This window comes from Micromonospora sp. LHW51205 (genome assembly GCF_003315815.1).
Classification (GTDB): Bacteria; Actinomycetota; Actinomycetes; order Mycobacteriales; family Micromonosporaceae; genus Micromonospora; species Micromonospora chalcea.
In genome coordinates, this window is record NZ_QMEZ01000005.1 from 389168 (window position 1) to 407614 (window position 18447).

Here is an 18447-nt window from a genome sequence, read left to right on the forward strand (position 1 = left end):
AGGTGGACGGTACCCCGGGGGACGCTGCCGGACACGGCGCGGCGTCGATCACGCTGGAACGCATCCGCAAGCGCTACCCGGACGGCACCGAGGCGGTACGCGAGCTGAGCCTGCAGGTCGGCGCCGGTGAGCTGGTGGTCCTGATCGGCCCGTCCGGCTGCGGCAAGTCGACGGTGCTACGGATGATCAACCGGCTGATCGAGCCGACCGGCGGGCGGATCCTGCTCGGCGACGACGACGTCACCCGGGTCGACCCGGTGGCGCTGCGCCGCCGCATCGGGTACGTCATCCAGAACGTCGGCCTCTTCCCGCACCAGACCGTCGCGGCGAACGTGGCGACAGTGCCGGGACTGCTGGGCTGGCCGAAGCAGCGCACCCGCGCCCGCGTCGGCGAGTTGCTGGAGCTGGTCGGCCTCGACCCGGCCCAGTTCGGCCGGCGGTACCCGCACGAGCTGTCCGGCGGGCAGCGGCAGCGGGTCGGGGTGGCCCGGGCGCTCGCCGCCGACCCGGTGGTGCTGCTGATGGACGAGCCGTTCTCCGCGGTGGACCCGATCGTCCGGACCCGCCTGCAGGAGGAGTTCCTGCGCCTGCAGGCCGAGGTACGCAAGACGATCGTGCTGGTCACGCACGACCTCGACGAGGCGGTCCGGCTCGGCGACCGGATCGCGGTGCTCTCCGAGGGCGGCCGGCTGGAGCAGTACGACACGCCCGCCGCGCTGCTCGGGTCACCCGCCTCGGACTTCGTCCGCGAGTTCGTCGGCGCCGACCGGGGCATCCGGCGCCTCGCGGTGACCCCGGTGACCCGCGCCGTCCTCGACCCGCTCCCGGCCGACGGGGGCGCCGGCCTGCCCACTGTGGCGCTCGGCGACTCGGCGTACGACGCGCTCGGCGCGCTGCTCACCTCCGGCGCGGAGCACGCCGTGGTGACCGAGGAGGGCCGGGCGGTGGGCCTGCTCGCCCGTACCCGGGTGCTGGCGCTCGGCGCTGTGGACTGAGCTCAGGCCCGGCCGCCCAGGCTGGCCAGCCCGACGATCCAGCCGGCGAAGAAGCCGTACGTGACGCCGGTGCTGGCGGACTGGAACGCGGCGAACAGCGAGCCGTGCGGGCCGAGGAGCGTGGCGAGCAGGGCGCTGAGCCCGGCGGCGAGCACGTACGCGCCCCAGCCGGAGAGGAACTGGCTGCCCGAGGACGCCACCCGGTCGACCTGCGGGCCGGGCAGCAGGTAGAGCAGCGCAGCGGCCAGCACGATCAGCAGGATCGCGCGCAGGTTGGTGGCGAACACGCCCTCGTCGGCGTGCCACCGCCAGGACGGCCAGGCCAGCAGCCGCAGGAACCAGCCCCCCGCCCCGGTCGGGTCGGTGGCGCGCTGCGCCCAGTCCACGTACATCGGACTGCCGCCGACGGCGACCAGCAGGAACGCGGCGAGGGTGCCGGTGCCGGCGGCCGTGCCGTACCGGGAGACGGCGCGGGGGCGGTTGCTCAGAGCCATGCGGCGGTCAGTTCCCGGCCGGTCGCGCCGGGCAAACCTGCGCAACCGTCCGGCCGTCGCCGGCCGGCGGGTCGTCATCGACGTCAGTGCTTCATCAGGTAGTCGATGAAGGCGGCGCGCAGCAACGGCGCGGACTCCTCGTAGCCGTGCCCGGTCAGCTCGCGCCAGAGCGCGTTCGCCTCGTCGATGGTCGGGCCGATCGAGTTCGGCGCGCCGTCCAGCGCGGCGGCCTCGTCGGCGTTGGGCAGGTGCCGCAGGACCGACCAGAAGAAGCCCACGTCGCGACGCTCGCGGGCCAGGTTGAACGCCTGCTCGCGCAACTCCTCGGTGGAGAGCTTGTCGAGCTCGTCGAAGGTGCGGCCGCCGGGGGCAGGAGTCTCGCTCATGCCGCCGAGCCTAACCGGCGAGATCAGCTCCGGCGCGCCGGACGCACGGCCGCGGTCGGGTCAGCGTTCGTCGGCGTCCCAGCGCCGGGGCTCGCTCTCCCAGCGCGGGGCCTCCCAGGCCTCCACCGGGGTGTCGTTCTGGCGTACCGGCAGCACCGACGGCCAGGTGTCGGCCGGCTCGGGCGCCGGGGTCATCCCCCAACCGCCGCTCGTCGCGCCGTCCCGCAGCGGGCGGACCGGAACCGGTCCCACAGTCGCCGGCGGCGCCGGGCGGGGCCGGCCGAACGTCTCCACCAGCCGGGTGACGAGCAGCCCCGCGCCGAGCGTGGCGCCGCCCAGCGCCCACCGGCCGACCGACCAGCCCTGCGGCACGGTCCAGGCCAGGAACACCACCACCAGGCATACCGCGAGCAGGGTGCCGAAGATGCCGCCGCGACGGCCGTACGCGCTGGTGCCGCCGAGCATCACCGTTCCGACCGCCAGCACGGTCCAGTCCAGGCCGGTGCCGGGCGCGACGGCGCCGTCCCCGTTCGCGGCGATCAGCACGCCGCCGAGCGCCGCCAGCACGGTGGACGCGACCAGCGCCAGCGCGGTCACCGTGGCGGCCACCGCGCCGCGCCGCCGGGCCGGGTCGGCGACCGGCCGGAACCGGCCGATCAGCCGGCGCACCGGCATCATCGCGGCGAACAGGCCACCGAGGACGGCCACCGCGGCGAAGCCCACGAAGAGGTACAGCGCGTTGCGGCGCGGGTCGTAGTCACTCTGCACCGCGACCGGCACGCTCCGGCGCTCCAGATAGACGATCACGCCGGCCGCCCCGGCCAGGCTCGCCGCCCAGCCGGGCACGTGCAGCACCACCACGGCCAGCGCGAGCGCCAGCCCGGCCGCCGCCGCCACCGCGAGCGCCGGCAGCAGCGCCTCCCGCATGCCGCGGTCACCCTGCTCGGCGAAGTGCAGCGCGGCGGCCAGCGCGACCGGGCCGACCGCCAGGTTCACCGCGCCGGCCCGCAGGCTCAGGCCCGCGGCCAGGGTGAGCAGGCCGAGCGCGGCCACGTCGACGAGCAGCGTCTTCAGGGAGCCGCCGCGCAACGCGTCCGCGTTCTCCCGCCAGAGCAGCCAGGTCACCGCCACCAGCGCGGCGAGCAGCACGAACTCCCAGAGCACGTGCACCGCGATGCGGTCCCGGCCGGGCTCGCCGTGCGCCGGGTCGTCGAAGACGTTCTCCAGTACGGCGGCGGGCACGCCGGACGATGTCTCCGGCGGCGCTGTCCGACCCGCGTCGTCGTACGCCATAGACCCGCGCCTCCCAGGTGGCCGCGTCCGGCCCACGGGCGGGCGGACCGTGGCGGCCGTCGCTCTCCGGTCGCCAGGGACGGTACCGCCGGGCCGGGGTGTGGGGAACCCCGGATCAGAGACGCCCGCGCGGCGTCTCGCGGTCGCCCGGCTCGCGGTCCTCGTCGTCCTCCTGCTCCGGCACCCGGCAGGAGCGTTCCAGCCAGAGCGCGGCGGCGACGAGCGCGAGCGACGCGATCAGACCGCCGAGCGCGGCGGGCCGATCGCCCTGGGCGGCATTGGTCCGTTCCACGAAGAGCCAGCCGGTCAGGCCGGCGTAGAAGCCGGCGAAGATGGCACCGGCCAGCGCGGACGCCTTGGCCAGCACCACGAACCGGGCGACCAGCAGCGGGTTCACCGGCTCGCGGCCGGGCCGCCGCTCGATCCGGCTGCGGGTGTTCACCGCCGCGTAGCCCTCCAACACGGCCAGGCCGGCCAGCGTGATCACCGGCAGCCAGGGCAGGTCGGGCGCGAAGTCGTAGTAGAAGCCGCTGATCAGCAGCCAGGCCACCGCGGCGGCGGCCAGGCCGGCCACCACGAGCGTGGAGGCCCGGGTCGGCCCCATCCGGAAGCGGTCGGGCCCCTGCGGGGAGCGGTCGGTGCTCACCGCGCCTCCTCAGCTCGCCACTGCCGGGCCACGCTCCTGCGGGTCATGTGTCCGACTCTAGCGTCAGATCGGGTCGTGGGCTCAGTTCCAGGGCGTCACCGGCCAGCGGCTCGGCGTTGAGCAGATCGGTCAGCCAGCCGTGCCCGGGCAGCCGGCCGTGCGGCTCGACGTCGATCCACGGGCGCAGCACGAACGCGCGCAGGTGGGCCCGGGGATGCGGCACCGTCAGCTCGGGGTCGTCGCGGAGCACCGGCTGGCCGGCGTCGTCCCAGACCGCGATCACGTCCACGTCGAGCGTGCGCGGCCCGTACCGCCGCTCCGGGTCGCGGGCCCGCCCGGCCGCCGCCTCCGCGGCCCGGGCGCGGGCCAGCCAGTCCTCCGGCGTCGCCGCCGGGTCCGCGACCATCACCACCGCGTTCAGGTACGCGGGCTGGTCCGCGTCCCCCCACGGTGGAGTCTCGTAGACACCGGAGACCAGCAGGACCCGGTCGCCGAGCGCGGCCACCGCGCCGCGCAGGTGGCCGAGGCGGTCGCCCAGGTTGCTGCCGATCGACAGCACGGCCCGGGTCACCGGGTACGCCTCATCGTGACGGCGACGTCCCGGAACGCGTGCGGGATCGGTGCCTCCGGCTTGTGCACGGTCACCGTCGCCGCGGCGACCAGCGGCTCGGCCAGGCAGACCGCGAGCAGCCGGTCGGCGAGTGTCTCGATGAGGTTCACCGGTTCGCCGGTGATCACCGCGACCAGCCGTTCGGCGAGTTCCCCGTAGTGCACGGTGTCGGTCACCTCGTCGGAGCGGGCGGCCGGGCCCAGGTCCAGTTCGAGCACCGCGTCGACCACGAACTCCTGCCCCTGGGCGCGCTCGAAGTCGTAGACGCCGTGCCGGCCGTGCGCGCGCAGGCCGGTCAGCTCGATCCGGTCGGTCACCTGTCGCCTCCACTCGCGCCGGTGGCCGCTTCCGCCTGACGGCTGCGGGTGACCGCTTCGGTCGGCGACGCGGTCGCGGGCCGCCTGCCGGTCGCGGTGGCGAGACGGGGGCTGCCGGTGGCCTGCCAGACGGCGAGCGCGTCGGCGGTGCCGCGGACGTCGTGCACGCGTACCCCCCAGGCGCCGGCCGCGACGGCGAGCACGCTCGTCGCGACGGTCGCGGCCTCCCGCCCGGCGGTGGGCCGCGGCTCGCCCGCCGCGTCGGCGAGCAACCGGCCCAGGTAGGACTTGCGGCTGGCCCCGAAGAGCACCGGAAAGCCCAGGTCGACCAGCTCGGGCAGGCGGGCGCTGAGCGCCCAGTTGTGCGCGGCGGTCTTCGCGAAGCCCAGACCCGGGTCGACGACGATCCGGTCGGCGGCCACCCCGGCGGCGAGCGCGGCGTCGACCCGCCGGCTCAGCTCGTCCCGGACCTCGGTCACCACGTCGGTGTACGTGGCCAGCTCGCGCATCTCCCGCGAGTGTCCCCGCCAGTGCATGAGCACCCACGGACAGCCGGCGTCGCGGACCACCCGGGCCATGTCCGGGTCGGCGAGGCCGCCGGAGACGTCGTTCACCAGGTACGCGCCGGCGGCGAGGACCGCCTCGGCGACCCGGGCCCGGCTGGTGTCGATGCTGACGACGATGCCGGCGGCGCTCAGCTCACGGACCACCGGCAGCACCCGGGCGGTCTCCGTCTCCGCGTCGACCCGCTCGGCGCCGGGCCGGGTGGACTCGCCGCCCACGTCGATCAGGTCGGCGCCGTCGGCGCGAAGTCGCACCCCGTGTGCGACTGCCGCGTCCAGATCGGCGTATCTGCCGCCGTCGGAGAAGGAGTCGGGCGTGACGTTGAGGACGCCCATCACCACCGGGGTCTCCGCCCGTACCAGATCGGTCACGGAGCCGACAGTACCGCTCGTGGGCGGGGCTTCCGGCGACCGGGCGAGCCGCCGACGCAGCAGCCCTGACATGCGGATTGGAACAGGTGTGCGATCGGTCTTCCGGGCGATTCACGGTCGACTCTTCGCGGCTTGTCGCAAAGGTGGCCGGGCCGTACGCTTTGGAATTGCCCAGCATCGAGATGGCGAAGCCTGGAGGGAGGGCCGAAGCGGGAAGAATCCGCCCAAAACTCACCACCCAGCGTGGTGGGTCACGGACACAGCGTTGACCACTTCCGTGTCCGCCGAGCACCATCCCGCCAGGCTTGCCTACTTGCACCAACGCGGCACCGCCGGCCGCGACCTTGGGGAGGTTTCCAGTGATCGCCATCGAGCTCATGGCAGCGGCGTTGAGCGCCGTCGACCACGCGCTCCACACCCTGGCGTCGACTCCACTCGCCGAGCCGGCTCCGAAGGGCATCGACACCGACAACGTCGTCACCTTCTTCGCCAGCAAGATCGCACCGATCCTGCTCGCCGTCCTCGGGGTGATCTTCATCGGCCGGGCCAGCCGGGGTGAGATCTCCAAGGTGCTGACCAGCTCGGCCATCGCCATCATCGGCCTGGCCTTCATCGCCGGCGCCGCCACACTCTTCTTCGTCGGCGACTACCTGATCAACCTGATCTTCGAGTAGGACGCTGGGCGACGATGCGGCTGCGCACCGACGACGACATCTACCGGGCACGCCTCGTCTACCTGGGGCCGCCCGGGTACACCCTTCCCGTTCACCTGCCGTACGCCCAGTACGGCCTGTTCATGCTGCTCGTACCCCTCTACATGTTCATCCACTGGCTGTTCACGCTCCAGGTCGAGCTCTTCCCCGCCTGGGAGATCTCGCTGGCGATCGTGACGACCTCGTTCATCTTCCGGTACGTCGACCCGGACCGGCCCGCGCGCATGGTGATCCGGACCGCGCTGACCGACTGGCGACGCACCCGGGAACCGGCCACCGAGCAGCGGGATCCGCGGCTCGTCGCGAGCCGGATCAGGATCCGGGAGGAACTGGCATGACCGGGCGTACGACAACCGTGCAGACGAACGACGCGGGTGAGGCGGTCGCATGAGTCGCTCTTCCACGCCGGGTTCCCCGGCCGGGCGTCCGGCCGGGCCGAATGGTAACCGTCAGCGATCGTTCGACTACCCACCGGACGAGGATCTGGACGAGGTCGTCCTGGACGGCGCGCTCGTCACCAGCCCGGGACACAGCCGGGTCGGTGTCTTCCAACCGCCGCGACCGATCACGCCCCGCGAGCCGGTACGCCCCGACGGCGACATCGACTCGCCCTTCCTCGACCTCTTCGGCGGCGCGCAGCCCCGGGTCCGGCGACCCGCCCCCACCCCGCCCCCGCCGGTCGAGCCGGTGGTGGCGCCGCCCCGCCGCGGCGTCGGCCGTGAGCCCCTGCCGATCCCGCACCAGCACGCCGCGCCGGTCGAGCCCGCGCCGCGGGCCGAGCCGGAACCCCCGGCCCGCGAGCAGACCCCTGGGGTACGCGCGGTCGGACGCCCCCGGCCCGAGCCCGCACGCGCCGCACCGCTGCCGGTCGAGCCGGCCCTGCCCGACCCGCCGGCCGCGCTCGCCTCGCCCCCGCCGTCCCGGAGCCGGGTGCCGCAGCAGGCCGGTGACCGGCTGCCCGCGCTCCGGCCCCCGGCCGAGCCGGAGCCGGCACTCCCACCGCCCCCGCAGATCGCCGCGCCCGGACCCGCGCCCGCCGAGTACCGGGAACCGGATCTCGCTCCGGCGGAACCGCTCGCGACCGGCGCCGCGCCGTCGCGGGAGGTCGGCCGTCCGGCGCACCGCGAGGTCGCGCCGCCCCGGCAGCGCACGCCGGAACGCCGCAACCGGCCGACCAAGCCGGTCCGGGTCCGCGCCCCGAAGATCAAGTTCGGTGACCGGGACCCGTCGGTCGAGCTGGCCATCACCGAGATCGCCGGCCACCTCACCTTCACCCCCAACACCGTCACCGCCTGGTACTGGCTGCCCGAGGTGCGGTGGGCGTTCCGGCCCGACGCCGAACGCGAGGCACTGCTCTCGGCGATCTCCGAGCAGTACGCCGGACTCGCCGGGTTCCGGCTGCACCTGCGCCGCACCACCCGGCCCTTCCCGGCCGACGAGTGGGCCCGCACCATCGACGCGCACACCGCCGCCCCGCTGCCCGACGTACCGGGCACCACCGGCTGGGCCGACCACCTGGTCGCCGCCCAGCGGCACCTGATGGCGGTCAACCACGCCGAGGGCCAGACCTACCTCGGCGTCACGTTCGCCCGCCGGTCGCTCGGCGACTCGCTCACCGAACGACTGCTCCGCACGTTCGGCCGGGGCACCGCCGACGGCGAGCGGCGCCGGCTGAGCCGTACCGTCGAGCAGTTCGACGAGGTCCTCGGCGCGTTCGGCATGCGCGGGCGGCGGGTCACCGCGCCCGAACTGGAATGGCTGCTCTACCGGTCGGTGGCGCTGTGCATGGCGCCGCCCGGCGTCCTGTCCCCGATCACCAACGGCCGGTGGGAACGCGGCGACCTGCTGGCCCTCACCGAGCAGGTGGAGCGCTACCGCACCCCGTACGGCTCGACGGTGAAGCTGGTCAACCGGATGACCGGCGAGGAACGCCACGTCGCGGTGCTCGCGGTCGGCCGGATGGAGCCGCTGGAGATCCCCGAGCGGCACGAGCCCTGGCTGCACTTCCACGAGCGGCTGCCCTGGCCGATGGAGCTGTCCACCCGGGTCGACATCCTCGGCCCCAACGACTCGTTCCGGAACCTCGAACACCGGCTGCGGATGATCCGCTCCCAGCAGCTCGACTACGCCGAGCACGGCATCGACGCGCCGCCCGAGCTGGAACGCCTGGCCAAGCGCGCGCTGGTGATCGGCGACGAGATGACCACCGGCCTGCCCGTCGACTCGGCCCGGGCACACGGCTGGCACCGCATCGCCGTCGGCGGCCGGACCCGGGAGGAGTGCCTGGAGCGGGCCCGGCGGCTCATCCAGCTCTACTCCCGTGAGCTGCGGATCTCGCTCCAGCACCCGAAGAACCAGGACTGGCTGGCCCGCGAGTTCATCCCCGGCGAGCCGATCGCCAACACCGGCTACGTCCGGCGGATGCCGGTCAACCTGCTCGCCGCCGCGCTGCCGCAGGCAGCGTCCACAGTCGGCGACCGGCGCGGCGACCTGATCGGGCGTACCGCCGGCACCTGCCGCCGTCCGGTCTTCCTCGACCTGCACTTCCCGATGGAGGTACGCGAACGCTCCGGCCTCGCCGTCTTCGTCGCCGAACCCGGTGGTGGCAAGTCGACGCTGCTCGGCGCGCTCGGCTACCTGGCAGCGCGCCGTGGCGCGCAGGTGACGCTGCTCGACCCGTCCGGCCCGCTGGCCCGGCTCTGCGCCATGCCCGAACTCGCCCCGTACTCCCGGGTTCTCAACCTGACCGGCTCGGAGCAGGGCACGCTGGCGCCGTACGCGCTGATCCCGACGCCGCTGCGCACCGAGTTCGGCGCCGGGGCGGCCGGTGACCGCGAGTTCGAGATCGCCGTGTCGAACGCCCGCGCCGAGCGCCGGATGCTCGTGCAGGACATCTGCATGATGCTGGTGCCGCCGCAGGTGGCCCGGGAGGCATCCACCGCCACGCTGTTCCGGCACGCCGTACGCCAGGTGCCCGCCGAGGAGACCTCCACGCTCGACGACGTGGTGACCTGCCTGCAAGGGCTCGACGACGACGCCGGCCGCGAGCTGGCCCACCTGCTGCTCGACACCGCCGAGATGCCGCTGGCCATGCTCTTCTTCGGCCGGCCACCGGAAGGGCTGCTCGGCGCCGACGCCGCGCTCACCGTCATCACCATGGCCGGCCTGCGGCTCCCCGACCTCAAGATCGAACGGGAGTACTGGTCGGCCGAGGAGGCGCTCGCGCTGCCGATGCTGCACACCGCGCACCGGCTGGCCGTACGCCGCTGCTACGGCGGCTCGATGTCCTCCCGGAAACTGGTCGGCCTCGACGAGGCCCACTTCATGGAGGGCTGGCGCTCCGGCCGGTCGTTCCTGGTCCGGCTCGCCCGCGACTCCCGCAAGTGGAACCTCGCCGCGCTCGTCGCCTCGCAGAACCCGAAGGACATCCTCGGCCTCGACGTGCAGAACCTCGTCTCCACCGTCTTCGTCGGCCGGATCGCCGAGGACAGCGAGATCGCCTCCGAGGCGCTGCGCCTGCTGCGGGTGCCCGTCGACGACGGTTACGAGGCCACACTCGCCTCGCTCTCCCAGGCCGACAGCGGATCGGCCAACCGGCTCGGCTTCCGCGAGTTCGTCATGCGCGACGTCGACGGGCGCGTGCAGAAGGTCCGGGTCGACGTGTCGTACGTCGACGGGCTGCTGGAGCACCTGGACACCACCCCCGCCGCGGTCGCCCAGGCCGCCGGGATACTGCCGACCGTCCTGGCTGACCTGGAGGCGTGACATGGCGAGGGCACGGATCGCGGCGCTCCTCCTCGCGCTCGGCGTACTCGCCGGGGCCACGATCTCCTGGCCGGTGATCGGTGCGGCCACACCCGCGTACGCCGCCGCGCCGGTCACCCAGGCGCGGGCCGAGTTGTGCAGCACCAAGGAGTGGCAGGCCGACTTCCGCGCCTGCGTGGGCCGCCTCAAGGCGGTCAGCGAGGACCAGGTCGAGTGCCGCAACGCGCCGGTGCCCGCCGCGCCGGACTCGGGCCTGGCCGGCTGGTTCGCGTCCCGGCCCGACTCGGCGAAGGAGCCCGGCCCGAAGGGCCTCTACAGCGACTACGGGTACGCCGGCTACAGCTACAACACGTACGACGTCGACGGGGGCTGCGCCTCCTCGGTTCTGCATCCGGACTACCGCTTCACCACGATGGTCGCCAACGGCGAGTTCATGTTCGCCAACGCGGTGATCGGCGCGTCCAACGCGCTGCGGGAGCGCGCCTGGGATCCGCGCACCATGTGGAGCTGGGCCGACCCGCTGGTGGAGCAGGCCACGAAGGCCGTCTACCAGAAGGTGTTCAGCGTCTTCGGCATCATCACGGTCTGCGTGGTCGGCCTCTACCTGCTCTGGCGGTCCCGCCAGTCGGACATGAGCAACGCGATGACCACTGCGGGCTGGGCGCTGCTGGTGATGGTGGCGGTGACCGCGCTGGCCGCCTGGCCGGTCAAGTCCGCGAACATCGCCGACAGCACGCTGATCACCACACTGGGCGTGGTGCACGACGCGGTCGGCCCGTCCGCCAAGACCGTTCCGCCGGACAAGTGCGCGCTGCCGAACCCGAGCGCCTGCGTCGACAAGCGTCCACCCGCCGTGCGCGCCAGCGACACGGCGACCGAGACGATGCTCTACCGGAACTGGCTGCGCGGTGTGCTCGGCTCGGCGGACAGCGAGACCGCCAAGAAGTACGGCCAGGCGCTATACGACGCGAAGGCGCTGACCTGGGATGAGGCGGAGTCAATCCGCTCCAACCCGGCCACCCGCGACGTTGTCATCAAGGCCAAGCAGCAGCAGTGGGCGAAGGTCGCCGAGCAGATCAAGACCGAGGACCCGGAGGCGTACGAGTACCTCAAGGGCACCAAGGACATGGACCGGATCGGTGCCGGGTTCATCGCGGTGCTGGCCTCGGTGCTGTTCGCCATGTTCGACCTCACCGCGTCGCTGCTGGTGCTGCTCGGCTTCCTGATCTTCCGCTGGGCGGTGATCGCCGCGCCGATCCTCGGCACGGTCGGCCTGATGCGCCCGGCCAGCGCCGGCCTCCGGCGGCTGGCGAACGCGGTGGTCGCCGCCGTCTTCAACATCGCTATCTTCGGCACCGGCGCGGCCATCTACCTCTTCGCCGTCGACCTGATCATGAACACCGCCACGCTGCCCGGCTGGCTCCAGGTGGTCCTGGTCTGGCTCTGCGGCGTGGTCGGCTGGCTGCTCCTGCGGCCGTACCGCCGCATCACCCAGCTCGGCGGCAAGGACAGCAGCGAGGCGGTCAGCTCGGCCGGCTCCTGGCACCGCCGGTTCTTCCGGGACATGCGGATCGCCGCCCGGCTGGACGTGGCCGAGCCCGGCGGCACCAACGAGCCGACCATCGGCAGACGCCGTACCGTCACCGCCGATCAGCGCAGCCTCCGGCCGGAGGCCCGCCACGAGGATCCGGCGCACAGCGCCACACCGGCCGAACGGGAGCGACCGGACGGACGGGAACGGCCGGAGGGGGCGCCCGCGAGCGGACGGCCGGGCGGGAGTCCGGCCGGTGCGCCCCGACCCCGGCGCGCGCCGTCGACCTGGACCGAGCCGGACGTGCCGGAGGAGGTCCCCTCCTACGCCGTCTACCGGCCGGACTCGGCGGGCCGCGGCACCGCCCCGGCCCGGCCGGCGCCGCGCATCCGCTCCGAGGCCCGGTGAGTCCGGTGCGGCGCGCGCTGGAGTTCCTCTTCACCCGGGTCCTCCGGTCGAGGCTCGGCATCGCCCTGGTGATCGCCGTGCTGGTCTTCGGTGTGATCGGCGCGGCCCGCCTGGTCGGCGGGCCCGGCGATTCGGGGCTCGGCCTGACCAGCCGGCCCAGCCAGCCGATCAGCACCGCGGACCCGGAGGCCGGTGACGACGGCGTGCTGGCCAGCCCGCCGACCGCTGTCGCCCCGAAGACCCGGCCGGGCGAGGCCACGCCGGAGCAGGTCGCCGGGCGGTTCACCACCGCGTGGCTGAGCGGCCCGGGCAGCACCGGCGACGCCTGGCAGGCCCGGCTCCGACCGCTCGCCACCCCCGCGCTGGCGGAGAAGATGACAGACGCCGACCCGGAGACAGTGCCGGCGCGGAAGACGACAGGCGCACCTACTCTCCGGCCCCGGACCGAGTCGTTCGTGGAGGCGCTCGTTCCGCTGGACAACGGCACGCTCCGGCTCGAACTCGTCGCGCCGGACGGCCCCTGGCTGGTGGACGCCGTCGACTGGGAGCGGTCGTGACCGCCGGCCCGGCCGTCGCCGGACAGGTCCGCCGGAAGTTGCGGGTCGGCGTGCTCGCCACCGCTGTCACGGCGGCACTCGCCCTGCTCTGCTGCGTTGGCGGCGCCGGAGCCTTCTTCCTCACCGAACTGGGCGGCGACGGGGACGACCCGAAGCTCGCCGCCCTGAGCTGCGACCCGACCTACCAGGTGAACCTGACCGGGGACATGCCGCGCTTCGCCGAGTACGGCGAGCGTCAGCTGCGCAACGCCGCGGTCATCATCAAGGTCGGCCAGGACATGAAGCTCCCCGCGCGCGGCTGGGTGATCGCGCTGGCCACCGCGATGCAGGAATCAGCGCTGCGCAACCTCGCCAACAGCACGGTGCCGGCATCGCTGGCGCTGCCGCACGAAGGGGTCGGCGCCGACCACGACTCGCTCGGCCTGTTCCAGCAGCGGCCCGGATGGGGCAGCGTCGAGCAGCGGATGACGCCCTCGTACGCGGCCCGCAAGTTCTACCAGAAGATGGAGAAGGTGCCGAACTGGCAGCAGCGCCCGCTCACCGTCGTGGCCCAGCAGGTCCAGGTGAGCGCCTACCCCGACGCGTACGCCAAACACGAGGAACTGGCCGGACGCATCGTCGACGCGCTGGCCGGCGGCGCCGCCCGGACCGTGGAGATCGCCGGCAAGGCCGTGTGCGACGCGGCGGCCGGAGACCGGATCGCCGCCTCCGGCTGGACCGCGCCGCTGCCCGGCGGCGTGGTCTCCGGCTTCCGGACCACCGCCCGTCCCAGCCACCACGGCGTGGACCTGGCTGCCTCGAAGGGCACGCCGATCCACGCCGCCTCGGCGGGCCGGGTGCTGGTGGCCCGTTGCGATCCCGACAGCGCCGGGCGGAAGGACTGCGACCGGGACGGCTGGCCGAACAAGGGCGGATGCGGATGGTTCGTGGACATCCTGCACGCCGGCGGATTCATCACCCGCTACTGCCACATGGTCGAGCGACCCCGCGTGGTGCCGGGTCAGTCGGTCGCGGCGGGCGAGGTCATCGGGCTCTCCGGCAGCAGCGGCAACTCGTCCGGCCCGCACCTGCACTTCGAGGTGCACCGCAATGGCGACCGGTCCAGCAACGGCGCGGAGAACCCGGTGCCCTTCATGCGCAAGCGGGGCGCGCCCCTCGGCGAGACCGGGTGAGGCCGGGCGGATGAGCAACCCCCTGCCCGACCCGTTCGCCGACCGGCCGGACTGGGCACCACTGCCGCCCCGGCCGGTCGAGACGGTGCCCGCCACGAGCGGAACCGAGCTGCGCGGCCGGCGGGTACTCGTCGGCCTTCCCGGCCTCGGCTGGCGCGGGGACCTGCGGGCTGACGAGCGCGTCGTGCAGGGCAGCCGCACCTACGTACCTGTGATCCCGGAACACGAGTGGTACCGGGCCGAATCCGAGCAGGTGGAGGTGTTCGCCCCGCTGGTGCCCGTGGAACGGGTCTGGGTGGAGACGATCGGCGAGCGACCCCCGCCGACCTCACCAGCCCCCTCGGGAATCCGGCTGGTCTCGCTGGACGCCCCGAACCGCCGGCCGCCCACCCCGGTGTTCGAGGCCGACGCGGTGACCGGCCGGCGCGTGGTGCACGTGGACAACGGCGTGGAACGGCGTGACCTGCGCGCCGTCACCGAGACCTACTCCGGGGCGGACGGCGACATCTGCGTGCGGGTCACGCCGGAACTGGAGTGGTACCGGTGGGCCTGGCGCGGTCAGGCACCGACCACGTTGGAGGTGCCGGTGCACCTGCTATGGCTGGAGTAGCCGGAAGTCAGTCGGCACGCTGCGCAGAGCAGACGCCCCAGCCATCGTCGCGCCGCGTCTCGAACCGCCACTTCTGCCGCTCACTCTGCGAAATGCCCTCGACTGAGGCGGAGATGATCAGCTCGACCTCGACCATGGCGACCTCGCCGGACTCCTGGATAGCCAGCGGGCCCCAGCTCACCGAGATCGTCGTGTTGAAGCGCTGTTCCCGGGATACGAGGTCGTCGCGAAGCGCTCGTAGTCCATCCAGCCCGGTCTGCCTTGCGCAGGTGAACTCTTGTGCCTTTGTGTCGTTCCGGTCATCCAGAAATGCCTGAATATAGTTGGCCACGACCACGTCGGGGGCGCTTCGGTCCGGCGCTGTCGCGCGGTCGTACAGCACGAATCCGGCCACCGCTCCACCCGTGCACAGCAGCGCCAGCACCCCCGCGACGACGCCGACGACCGTCCGCAGCGACCGCTTGGGGCGTACCGGCGCGGGAGCGGGCGCGGGAGGCGCCAACTGCTCCGGCGGGGTCCGCTGCGCCGGTACTCGGGACACCTGGGAACCGGCGGGGGGCTGCACTGATTCCACCTCCTGAGGCTATCGGCTGCGCGTCGCGTACCCAATGCCTGGAACCGGCGGATCGTGGCGAACCGCCGGGCGGAGGCCGCCCGGCGGCGGGGTGAGGCTGCTCACCGCCGACCAGCTCACCGCGCCGACCGACATCCCGGTGGACGGCCCCCGGCTGGGTTACCGTCACACCTCGGGGAGGACATGTCGGCCTCGGGAAGAGAGGTGGACGCGGTGGCGACTCCGAAGGCGCGCGCCGGCCGGGCCGCCGCGCTGCACCGCCGGGCCGAGGCCGCCGCGACGGCGGCGGCGGGCATCCTCGACGAGATCCGGCCCGCGCCGGCCGACCATCACCGGCAGTACGAGCTGGCCGAGCGCCTGCGGGCGGCTGCTGAACTGGCCGCGCCGGGCTGGGCCGGCGGTCCGTTGGAGACGCTGTGCGCGGCGACGCCACCCGGTGACGGCCCGCCGCCACTGGTCCGGATGGGCACCGCCGCGCCGCTCGACGACGCCCGGTTCCCCGCGCTCGCGCCCCTGTTCGGCAGTGGTCACGTGAGCCTCGACGCCGACGCCTCGGATCCTCGGGTGGCGGGGCTGCTCCGCGCGCTGCTGCTGCGCGTGTTCGCGGCGACGCCGGCGGGAGCGCTGCTGGCTCGCGCGGTGGACGGCAGTTCCGGTGAGACCTTCGCCGGGTACGCGCCGCTCGCCGACGCCGGCCTGCTGCCCCCGCCCGCCACCGACCTCGCGGGGATGCGCGCGGTGCTGGCCGAGGCGGAGCAGTGGGTGGCCGCCGGCACGGCCCGGCAGCGGGCGCACGACCGGACGCTGCTGCTCGTGGTGGCCGCGCTGCCGGAGGGTACTACCACTGCCGACCTGGACCGGCTCGCCGGCCTGGCCGAGGGCGGGCCCCGGGCCGGGCTGCATCTGGTGGTCGCCGGCTGGCCGGACGGCGGTCCGCTGCCGCGCGCCACGGCGACCACGGTCCGCACCGCGTACGCGCTCGTCGGCGACCCGCCCGGCGCCGGGTTCAGCAGTCCCGGCGCGGAGCCGCCGGGCGGGCTGAACTCGCCGGTGTTCCTGGACGACGACCCGCCCGCCGAACTGGTCGCCGCTGTGTGCGCGCGGCTGGTCCGGCAGATCGAGGACGGCTCCCGCCTCTCGCTGGGTGACCTGCTCCCGGCGGACGGTTTCTGGACGGACGGCTCGGCGGACGGGTTGAGCACCACCGTGGGTGACGCCGCCGGGCGCCCGGTCAGCCTCGGCTTCACCGAGCTGACCCCGCACTGGCTGGTCAGTGGCCGGGGCCAGGCCGGCCGGTCGGCGTTCCTGACCGACGCGCTGTTCGGGCTCGCCGCCCGGTACGGCCCGGACGAGCTGGCGCTCTACCTGGCCGACCTGGCCGACGGCGAGTCCTTCGTGGAGTTCCTGCAGACCGAGCGGGACCGTTCCTGGGTGCCGCAGGTGCGCGCCGCCGGGATGGCGGCCGACCGGGAGTACGTGGCCGACCTGTTCGGCGAGCTGGAGGCGGAGTTGCGCCGCCGCGAGGAGGCGTCCCGGCGGGCCGGCGGGCAGCGCTACGCCGAGCTGCGGCAGCACCAGCCGTTGCCCCGGATCGTCTGCGTGATCGACAACTTCCCGCTGGTGCTGCGCGAGCGGGACCGGCTCGCCGCCGACCTGCTGGCCCGGCTGGACGCGCTGGCCCGCGCCGGCCGGTCGTACGGCATCCACCTGGTCCTCGCGGGCGAGGGTGACCTGGGCATCGGCGGCCCGCGGGATCCGCTGCTCGGCCAGTTCCCGGTGCGGGTGGCACTGCCCGGCGGCTCGGCTGTGCTGGAGCCGGCGAACGACTCGGCGGCCGGGCTGCCGGTGGGCAGCGCGGTGGTGAACACGGCGGGCGGTCTGGGCGGTCCGCGCGGCGCGACCCGCGGGCATGAGCGGATGATCCGCTTCCCGGACCCGTACGAGGATCCGGAGGTCCTGGCCGGCCTGCGGCGACGCCTCTGGGAGGCGCGGGGCGAGTCGGCGACGCCGCCGGTGGTGTTCGCCGGGTACGCCCGCCCGCTGCTCGCCAACGACCCGCGGCACCGGGCCGCGCTGGCCGGCCGGGCCCACGCTCCCGCCGCCCTGCTGGGCCGGGCGGTGGACGTGCGGCGCTCCACAGTGACGGTGCCGCTCGGGCCGGGCGCCGGGCGCAACCTGGCCGTCCTGGGCCGGGACGAGGAGGCCGAGCGGCTGCTGGTGACGGCGGTCCGCAGCGCGGCGGCGGCGCATCCGGGCGCGGCCCGGTTCGTGCTGGCGCCGCTGGCGAACGGGTCGGCCGAGCCGGCCGGGGTGCTGGCCGCCGAACTGGCCGGGCGGCATCGGGTGGAGACCGTCGACGCGGCCGGGCTGCGGACCGCGATGGCGTCGGACGAGCCCGGCTACCTGGTGGTGTTCGGGGTGGACGTGCCGGACGCCACCGAGTTGCCGCCGGAGTTGCTGCGGTCGCTGCTGCTGGAGGGCCCGCCGGCCGGGCGGCACCTGCTCGGCTGGTGGCGGACGCCGGCGCCGCTGGCCGGGCTGCTCGGCCCGGAGGGCGAGTTGGACAAGCTCACCGCCGTGGCGGTCACCGACGTGCCGGGCGGGCGGCTGGAGCAGCTCTTCGACCGTCCGGTCTGGTGGCGGCCCCGGCCGGGCCGCGCGATGCTCTGGGACGGCCCGGACGAGCAGGGCACCGTTTTCGTGCCGTTCGGCGCCGGGGAGGGGCCGGCATGAGCGAGACCGGCACGACCGTGCCCGGGCCCCGCAACGGCGGACCGACAACCGTGGCGGAACCCGCCGAGTCGGCCTGGACGGAGTACGTCGCGGCCGCACGGGCGCTCGACGGCGTACGCCGGGCGGCGGCCACCGCCGCCGGGGAGCAGGCGCGGTCGGTGGCGGCGGCCCGCGAGGAGCTGACAGCGGTACGCGAACGGCTGGCGTCGCAGCAGTCCCGGCTGCGTGAGCTGGGCGTACCGGCGTTGTCGCTGGTACCGACGCCGCCGGAGGTGACCGAGGCGGCCCGGTCGATGGCGGGTGGGCCGTCGGCGGTGCTGGCGGCGTTGCGCGCCGCCGGGGACTGGGCGGACGCGGCGGACGACACGCTCGCCGCGCGGGGCCTGCCCCGGCTGGCGCGGTGGCCGTCCCGGCCGCGCAACCTGCTGGTGTACGGGCCGCTGGCGCTCGTGGTGCCGCTGCTGCAACTCGTGCTGTACGCGGTGGCCGGGCCGGGGGCGGTGACGGTGCTGGCGCTGCTGGTGGGGCTGCCGCTGCCGGCTGTCGCGTTCATGCTGGGGTGGCTCGCTGTGGGGCGGCTCTTCCGTCCGCGTCCGACCGACCGGGTGGACCGCACTCCCCGGTTCGGGGCTCTGGTCTGCCTGATCCCGGCGGTGCTCACCGCCGCCGGCCTGCTGCTGGCCATGCTGCCGAGCTGACGACGGCCGC

At 74.4% G+C, this 18447-nt stretch carries 18 protein-coding genes; 10 read left to right on the plus strand and 8 right to left on the minus strand.

What is annotated here, in order from left to right:
• Window positions 1-2 precede the first annotated feature (2 nt).
• Complete coding sequence (locus DQE82_RS21290) at window positions 3-995, plus strand: ABC transporter ATP-binding protein (RefSeq protein ID WP_043327902.1); 993 nt, start codon at window positions 3-5, stop codon at window positions 993-995.
• Window positions 996-997: 2 nt separating this feature from the next.
• Here the strand turns inward: DQE82_RS21290 and DQE82_RS21295 are convergent, their stop codons facing one another.
• From DQE82_RS21295 to folP, 7 genes are all read right to left on the minus strand, one after another.
• Entirely contained in the window at window positions 998-1489 is a 492-nt protein-coding gene (locus tag DQE82_RS21295) for a hypothetical protein (RefSeq protein WP_064446780.1), read from the minus strand.
• 83 nt (window positions 1490-1572) lie between these two features.
• Window positions 1573-1875: a hypothetical protein gene (locus DQE82_RS21300; protein WP_030502043.1), complete on the minus strand. Its 303-nt coding sequence runs from the start codon at window positions 1873-1875 to the stop codon at window positions 1573-1575.
• A 60-nt stretch (window positions 1876-1935) separates the two neighbouring features.
• Entirely contained in the window at window positions 1936-3168 is a 1233-nt protein-coding gene (locus DQE82_RS21305; RefSeq protein WP_113973580.1) for an ABC transporter permease, read from the minus strand.
• A gap of 115 nt (window positions 3169-3283) precedes the next feature.
• Complete coding sequence (locus DQE82_RS21310; protein WP_104114026.1) at window positions 3284-3772, minus strand: DUF3180 domain-containing protein; 489 nt, start codon at window positions 3770-3772, stop codon at window positions 3284-3286.
• Between the two features lie 85 nt (window positions 3773-3857).
• Window positions 3858-4385: a 2-amino-4-hydroxy-6-hydroxymethyldihydropteridine diphosphokinase gene (folK, locus tag DQE82_RS21315; RefSeq protein WP_043327898.1), complete on the minus strand. Its 528-nt coding sequence runs from the start codon at window positions 4383-4385 to the stop codon at window positions 3858-3860.
• Window positions 4382-4741, minus strand: a complete 360-nt coding sequence (gene folB, locus DQE82_RS21320) for a dihydroneopterin aldolase (protein WP_043327897.1) — start codon at window positions 4739-4741, stop codon at window positions 4382-4384. Before folB ends, folK begins: the two co-directional genes overlap by 4 nt.
• On the minus strand, window positions 4738-5676 hold the full coding sequence (folP, locus tag DQE82_RS21325) for a dihydropteroate synthase (RefSeq protein ID WP_233514731.1): 939 nt from the start codon (window positions 5674-5676) through the stop codon (window positions 4738-4740). Before folP ends, folB begins: the two co-directional genes overlap by 4 nt.
• A 359-nt stretch (window positions 5677-6035) precedes the next feature.
• Here folP and DQE82_RS21330 point away from each other — a divergent pair, with 359 nt between their 5' ends.
• Genes DQE82_RS21330 through DQE82_RS21360 form a run of 7 tightly spaced genes read left to right on the plus strand, consistent with a single transcriptional unit; the run spans window position 6036 to window position 14432 of the window.
• Complete coding sequence (locus DQE82_RS21330) at window positions 6036-6350, plus strand: hypothetical protein (protein WP_113973582.1); 315 nt, start codon at window positions 6036-6038, stop codon at window positions 6348-6350.
• 14 nt (window positions 6351-6364) lie between these two features.
• The gene (locus DQE82_RS21335) at window positions 6365-6727 is read left to right on the plus strand and encodes a hypothetical protein (RefSeq protein WP_013288977.1); all 363 of its coding nucleotides are present in this window, start codon (window positions 6365-6367) and stop codon (window positions 6725-6727) included.
• 49 nt (window positions 6728-6776) lie between these two features.
• On the plus strand, window positions 6777-10154 hold the full coding sequence (locus tag DQE82_RS21340) for an ATP-binding protein (protein WP_113973583.1): 3378 nt from the start codon (window positions 6777-6779) through the stop codon (window positions 10152-10154).
• 1 nt (window position 10155) lies between these two features.
• Complete coding sequence (locus DQE82_RS21345; RefSeq protein WP_113973584.1) at window positions 10156-12093, plus strand: MFS transporter; 1938 nt, start codon at window positions 10156-10158, stop codon at window positions 12091-12093.
• Complete coding sequence (locus DQE82_RS21350) at window positions 12090-12650, plus strand: hypothetical protein (protein WP_113973585.1); 561 nt, start codon at window positions 12090-12092, stop codon at window positions 12648-12650. Before DQE82_RS21345 ends, DQE82_RS21350 begins: the two co-directional genes overlap by 4 nt.
• On the plus strand, window positions 12647-13822 hold the full coding sequence (locus DQE82_RS21355) for a M23 family metallopeptidase (protein WP_113973586.1): 1176 nt from the start codon (window positions 12647-12649) through the stop codon (window positions 13820-13822). Before DQE82_RS21350 ends, DQE82_RS21355 begins: the two co-directional genes overlap by 4 nt.
• A gap of 10 nt (window positions 13823-13832) precedes the next feature.
• A complete protein-coding gene (locus DQE82_RS21360; RefSeq protein ID WP_113973587.1) occupies window positions 13833-14432 on the plus strand; it encodes a hypothetical protein in 600 nt (199 codons plus the stop codon).
• Window positions 14433-14439: 7 nt separating this feature from the next.
• Here the strand turns inward: DQE82_RS21360 and DQE82_RS21365 are convergent, their stop codons facing one another.
• Window positions 14440-14997 carry a hypothetical protein gene (locus DQE82_RS21365; RefSeq protein ID WP_113973588.1) on the minus strand — a complete coding sequence of 186 codons (558 nt, stop codon included), beginning with the start codon at window positions 14995-14997 and terminating at the stop codon, window positions 14440-14442.
• Window positions 14998-15210: 213 nt separating this feature from the next.
• On the opposite strand from DQE82_RS21365, the gene DQE82_RS21370 reads away from it, so the two are divergent.
• Window positions 15211-17739, plus strand: a complete 2529-nt coding sequence (locus DQE82_RS21370) for an FtsK/SpoIIIE domain-containing protein (protein WP_199496062.1) — start codon at window positions 15211-15213, stop codon at window positions 17737-17739.
• Entirely contained in the window at window positions 17736-18437 is a 702-nt protein-coding gene (locus DQE82_RS21375; protein ID WP_043327887.1) for a hypothetical protein, read from the plus strand. Before DQE82_RS21370 ends, DQE82_RS21375 begins: the two co-directional genes overlap by 4 nt.
• Window positions 18438-18447 lie beyond the last annotated feature (10 nt).

Coding starts and splice junctions, on each gene's coding strand:
- DQE82_RS21310 (WP_104114026.1), bottom strand. CDS start 3,772: ATGGGGCCGACCCGGGCCTCCACGCTCGTGGTGGCCGGCCTGGCCGCC.
- DQE82_RS21335 (WP_013288977.1), top strand. CDS start 6,365: ATGCGGCTGCGCACCGACGACGACATCTACCGGGCACGCCTCGTCTAC.
- DQE82_RS21345 (WP_113973584.1), top strand. CDS start 10,156: ATGGCGAGGGCACGGATCGCGGCGCTCCTCCTCGCGCTCGGCGTACTC.
- DQE82_RS21360 (WP_113973587.1), top strand. CDS start 13,833: ATGAGCAACCCCCTGCCCGACCCGTTCGCCGACCGGCCGGACTGGGCA.
- DQE82_RS21305 (WP_113973580.1), bottom strand. CDS start 3,168: ATGGCGTACGACGACGCGGGTCGGACAGCGCCGCCGGAGACATCGTCC.
- DQE82_RS21295 (WP_064446780.1), bottom strand. CDS start 1,489: ATGGCTCTGAGCAACCGCCCCCGCGCCGTCTCCCGGTACGGCACGGCC.
- DQE82_RS21340 (WP_113973583.1), top strand. CDS start 6,777: ATGAGTCGCTCTTCCACGCCGGGTTCCCCGGCCGGGCGTCCGGCCGGG.
- DQE82_RS21300 (WP_030502043.1), bottom strand. CDS start 1,875: ATGAGCGAGACTCCTGCCCCCGGCGGCCGCACCTTCGACGAGCTCGAC.
- DQE82_RS21375 (WP_043327887.1), top strand. CDS start 17,736: ATGAGCGAGACCGGCACGACCGTGCCCGGGCCCCGCAACGGCGGACCG.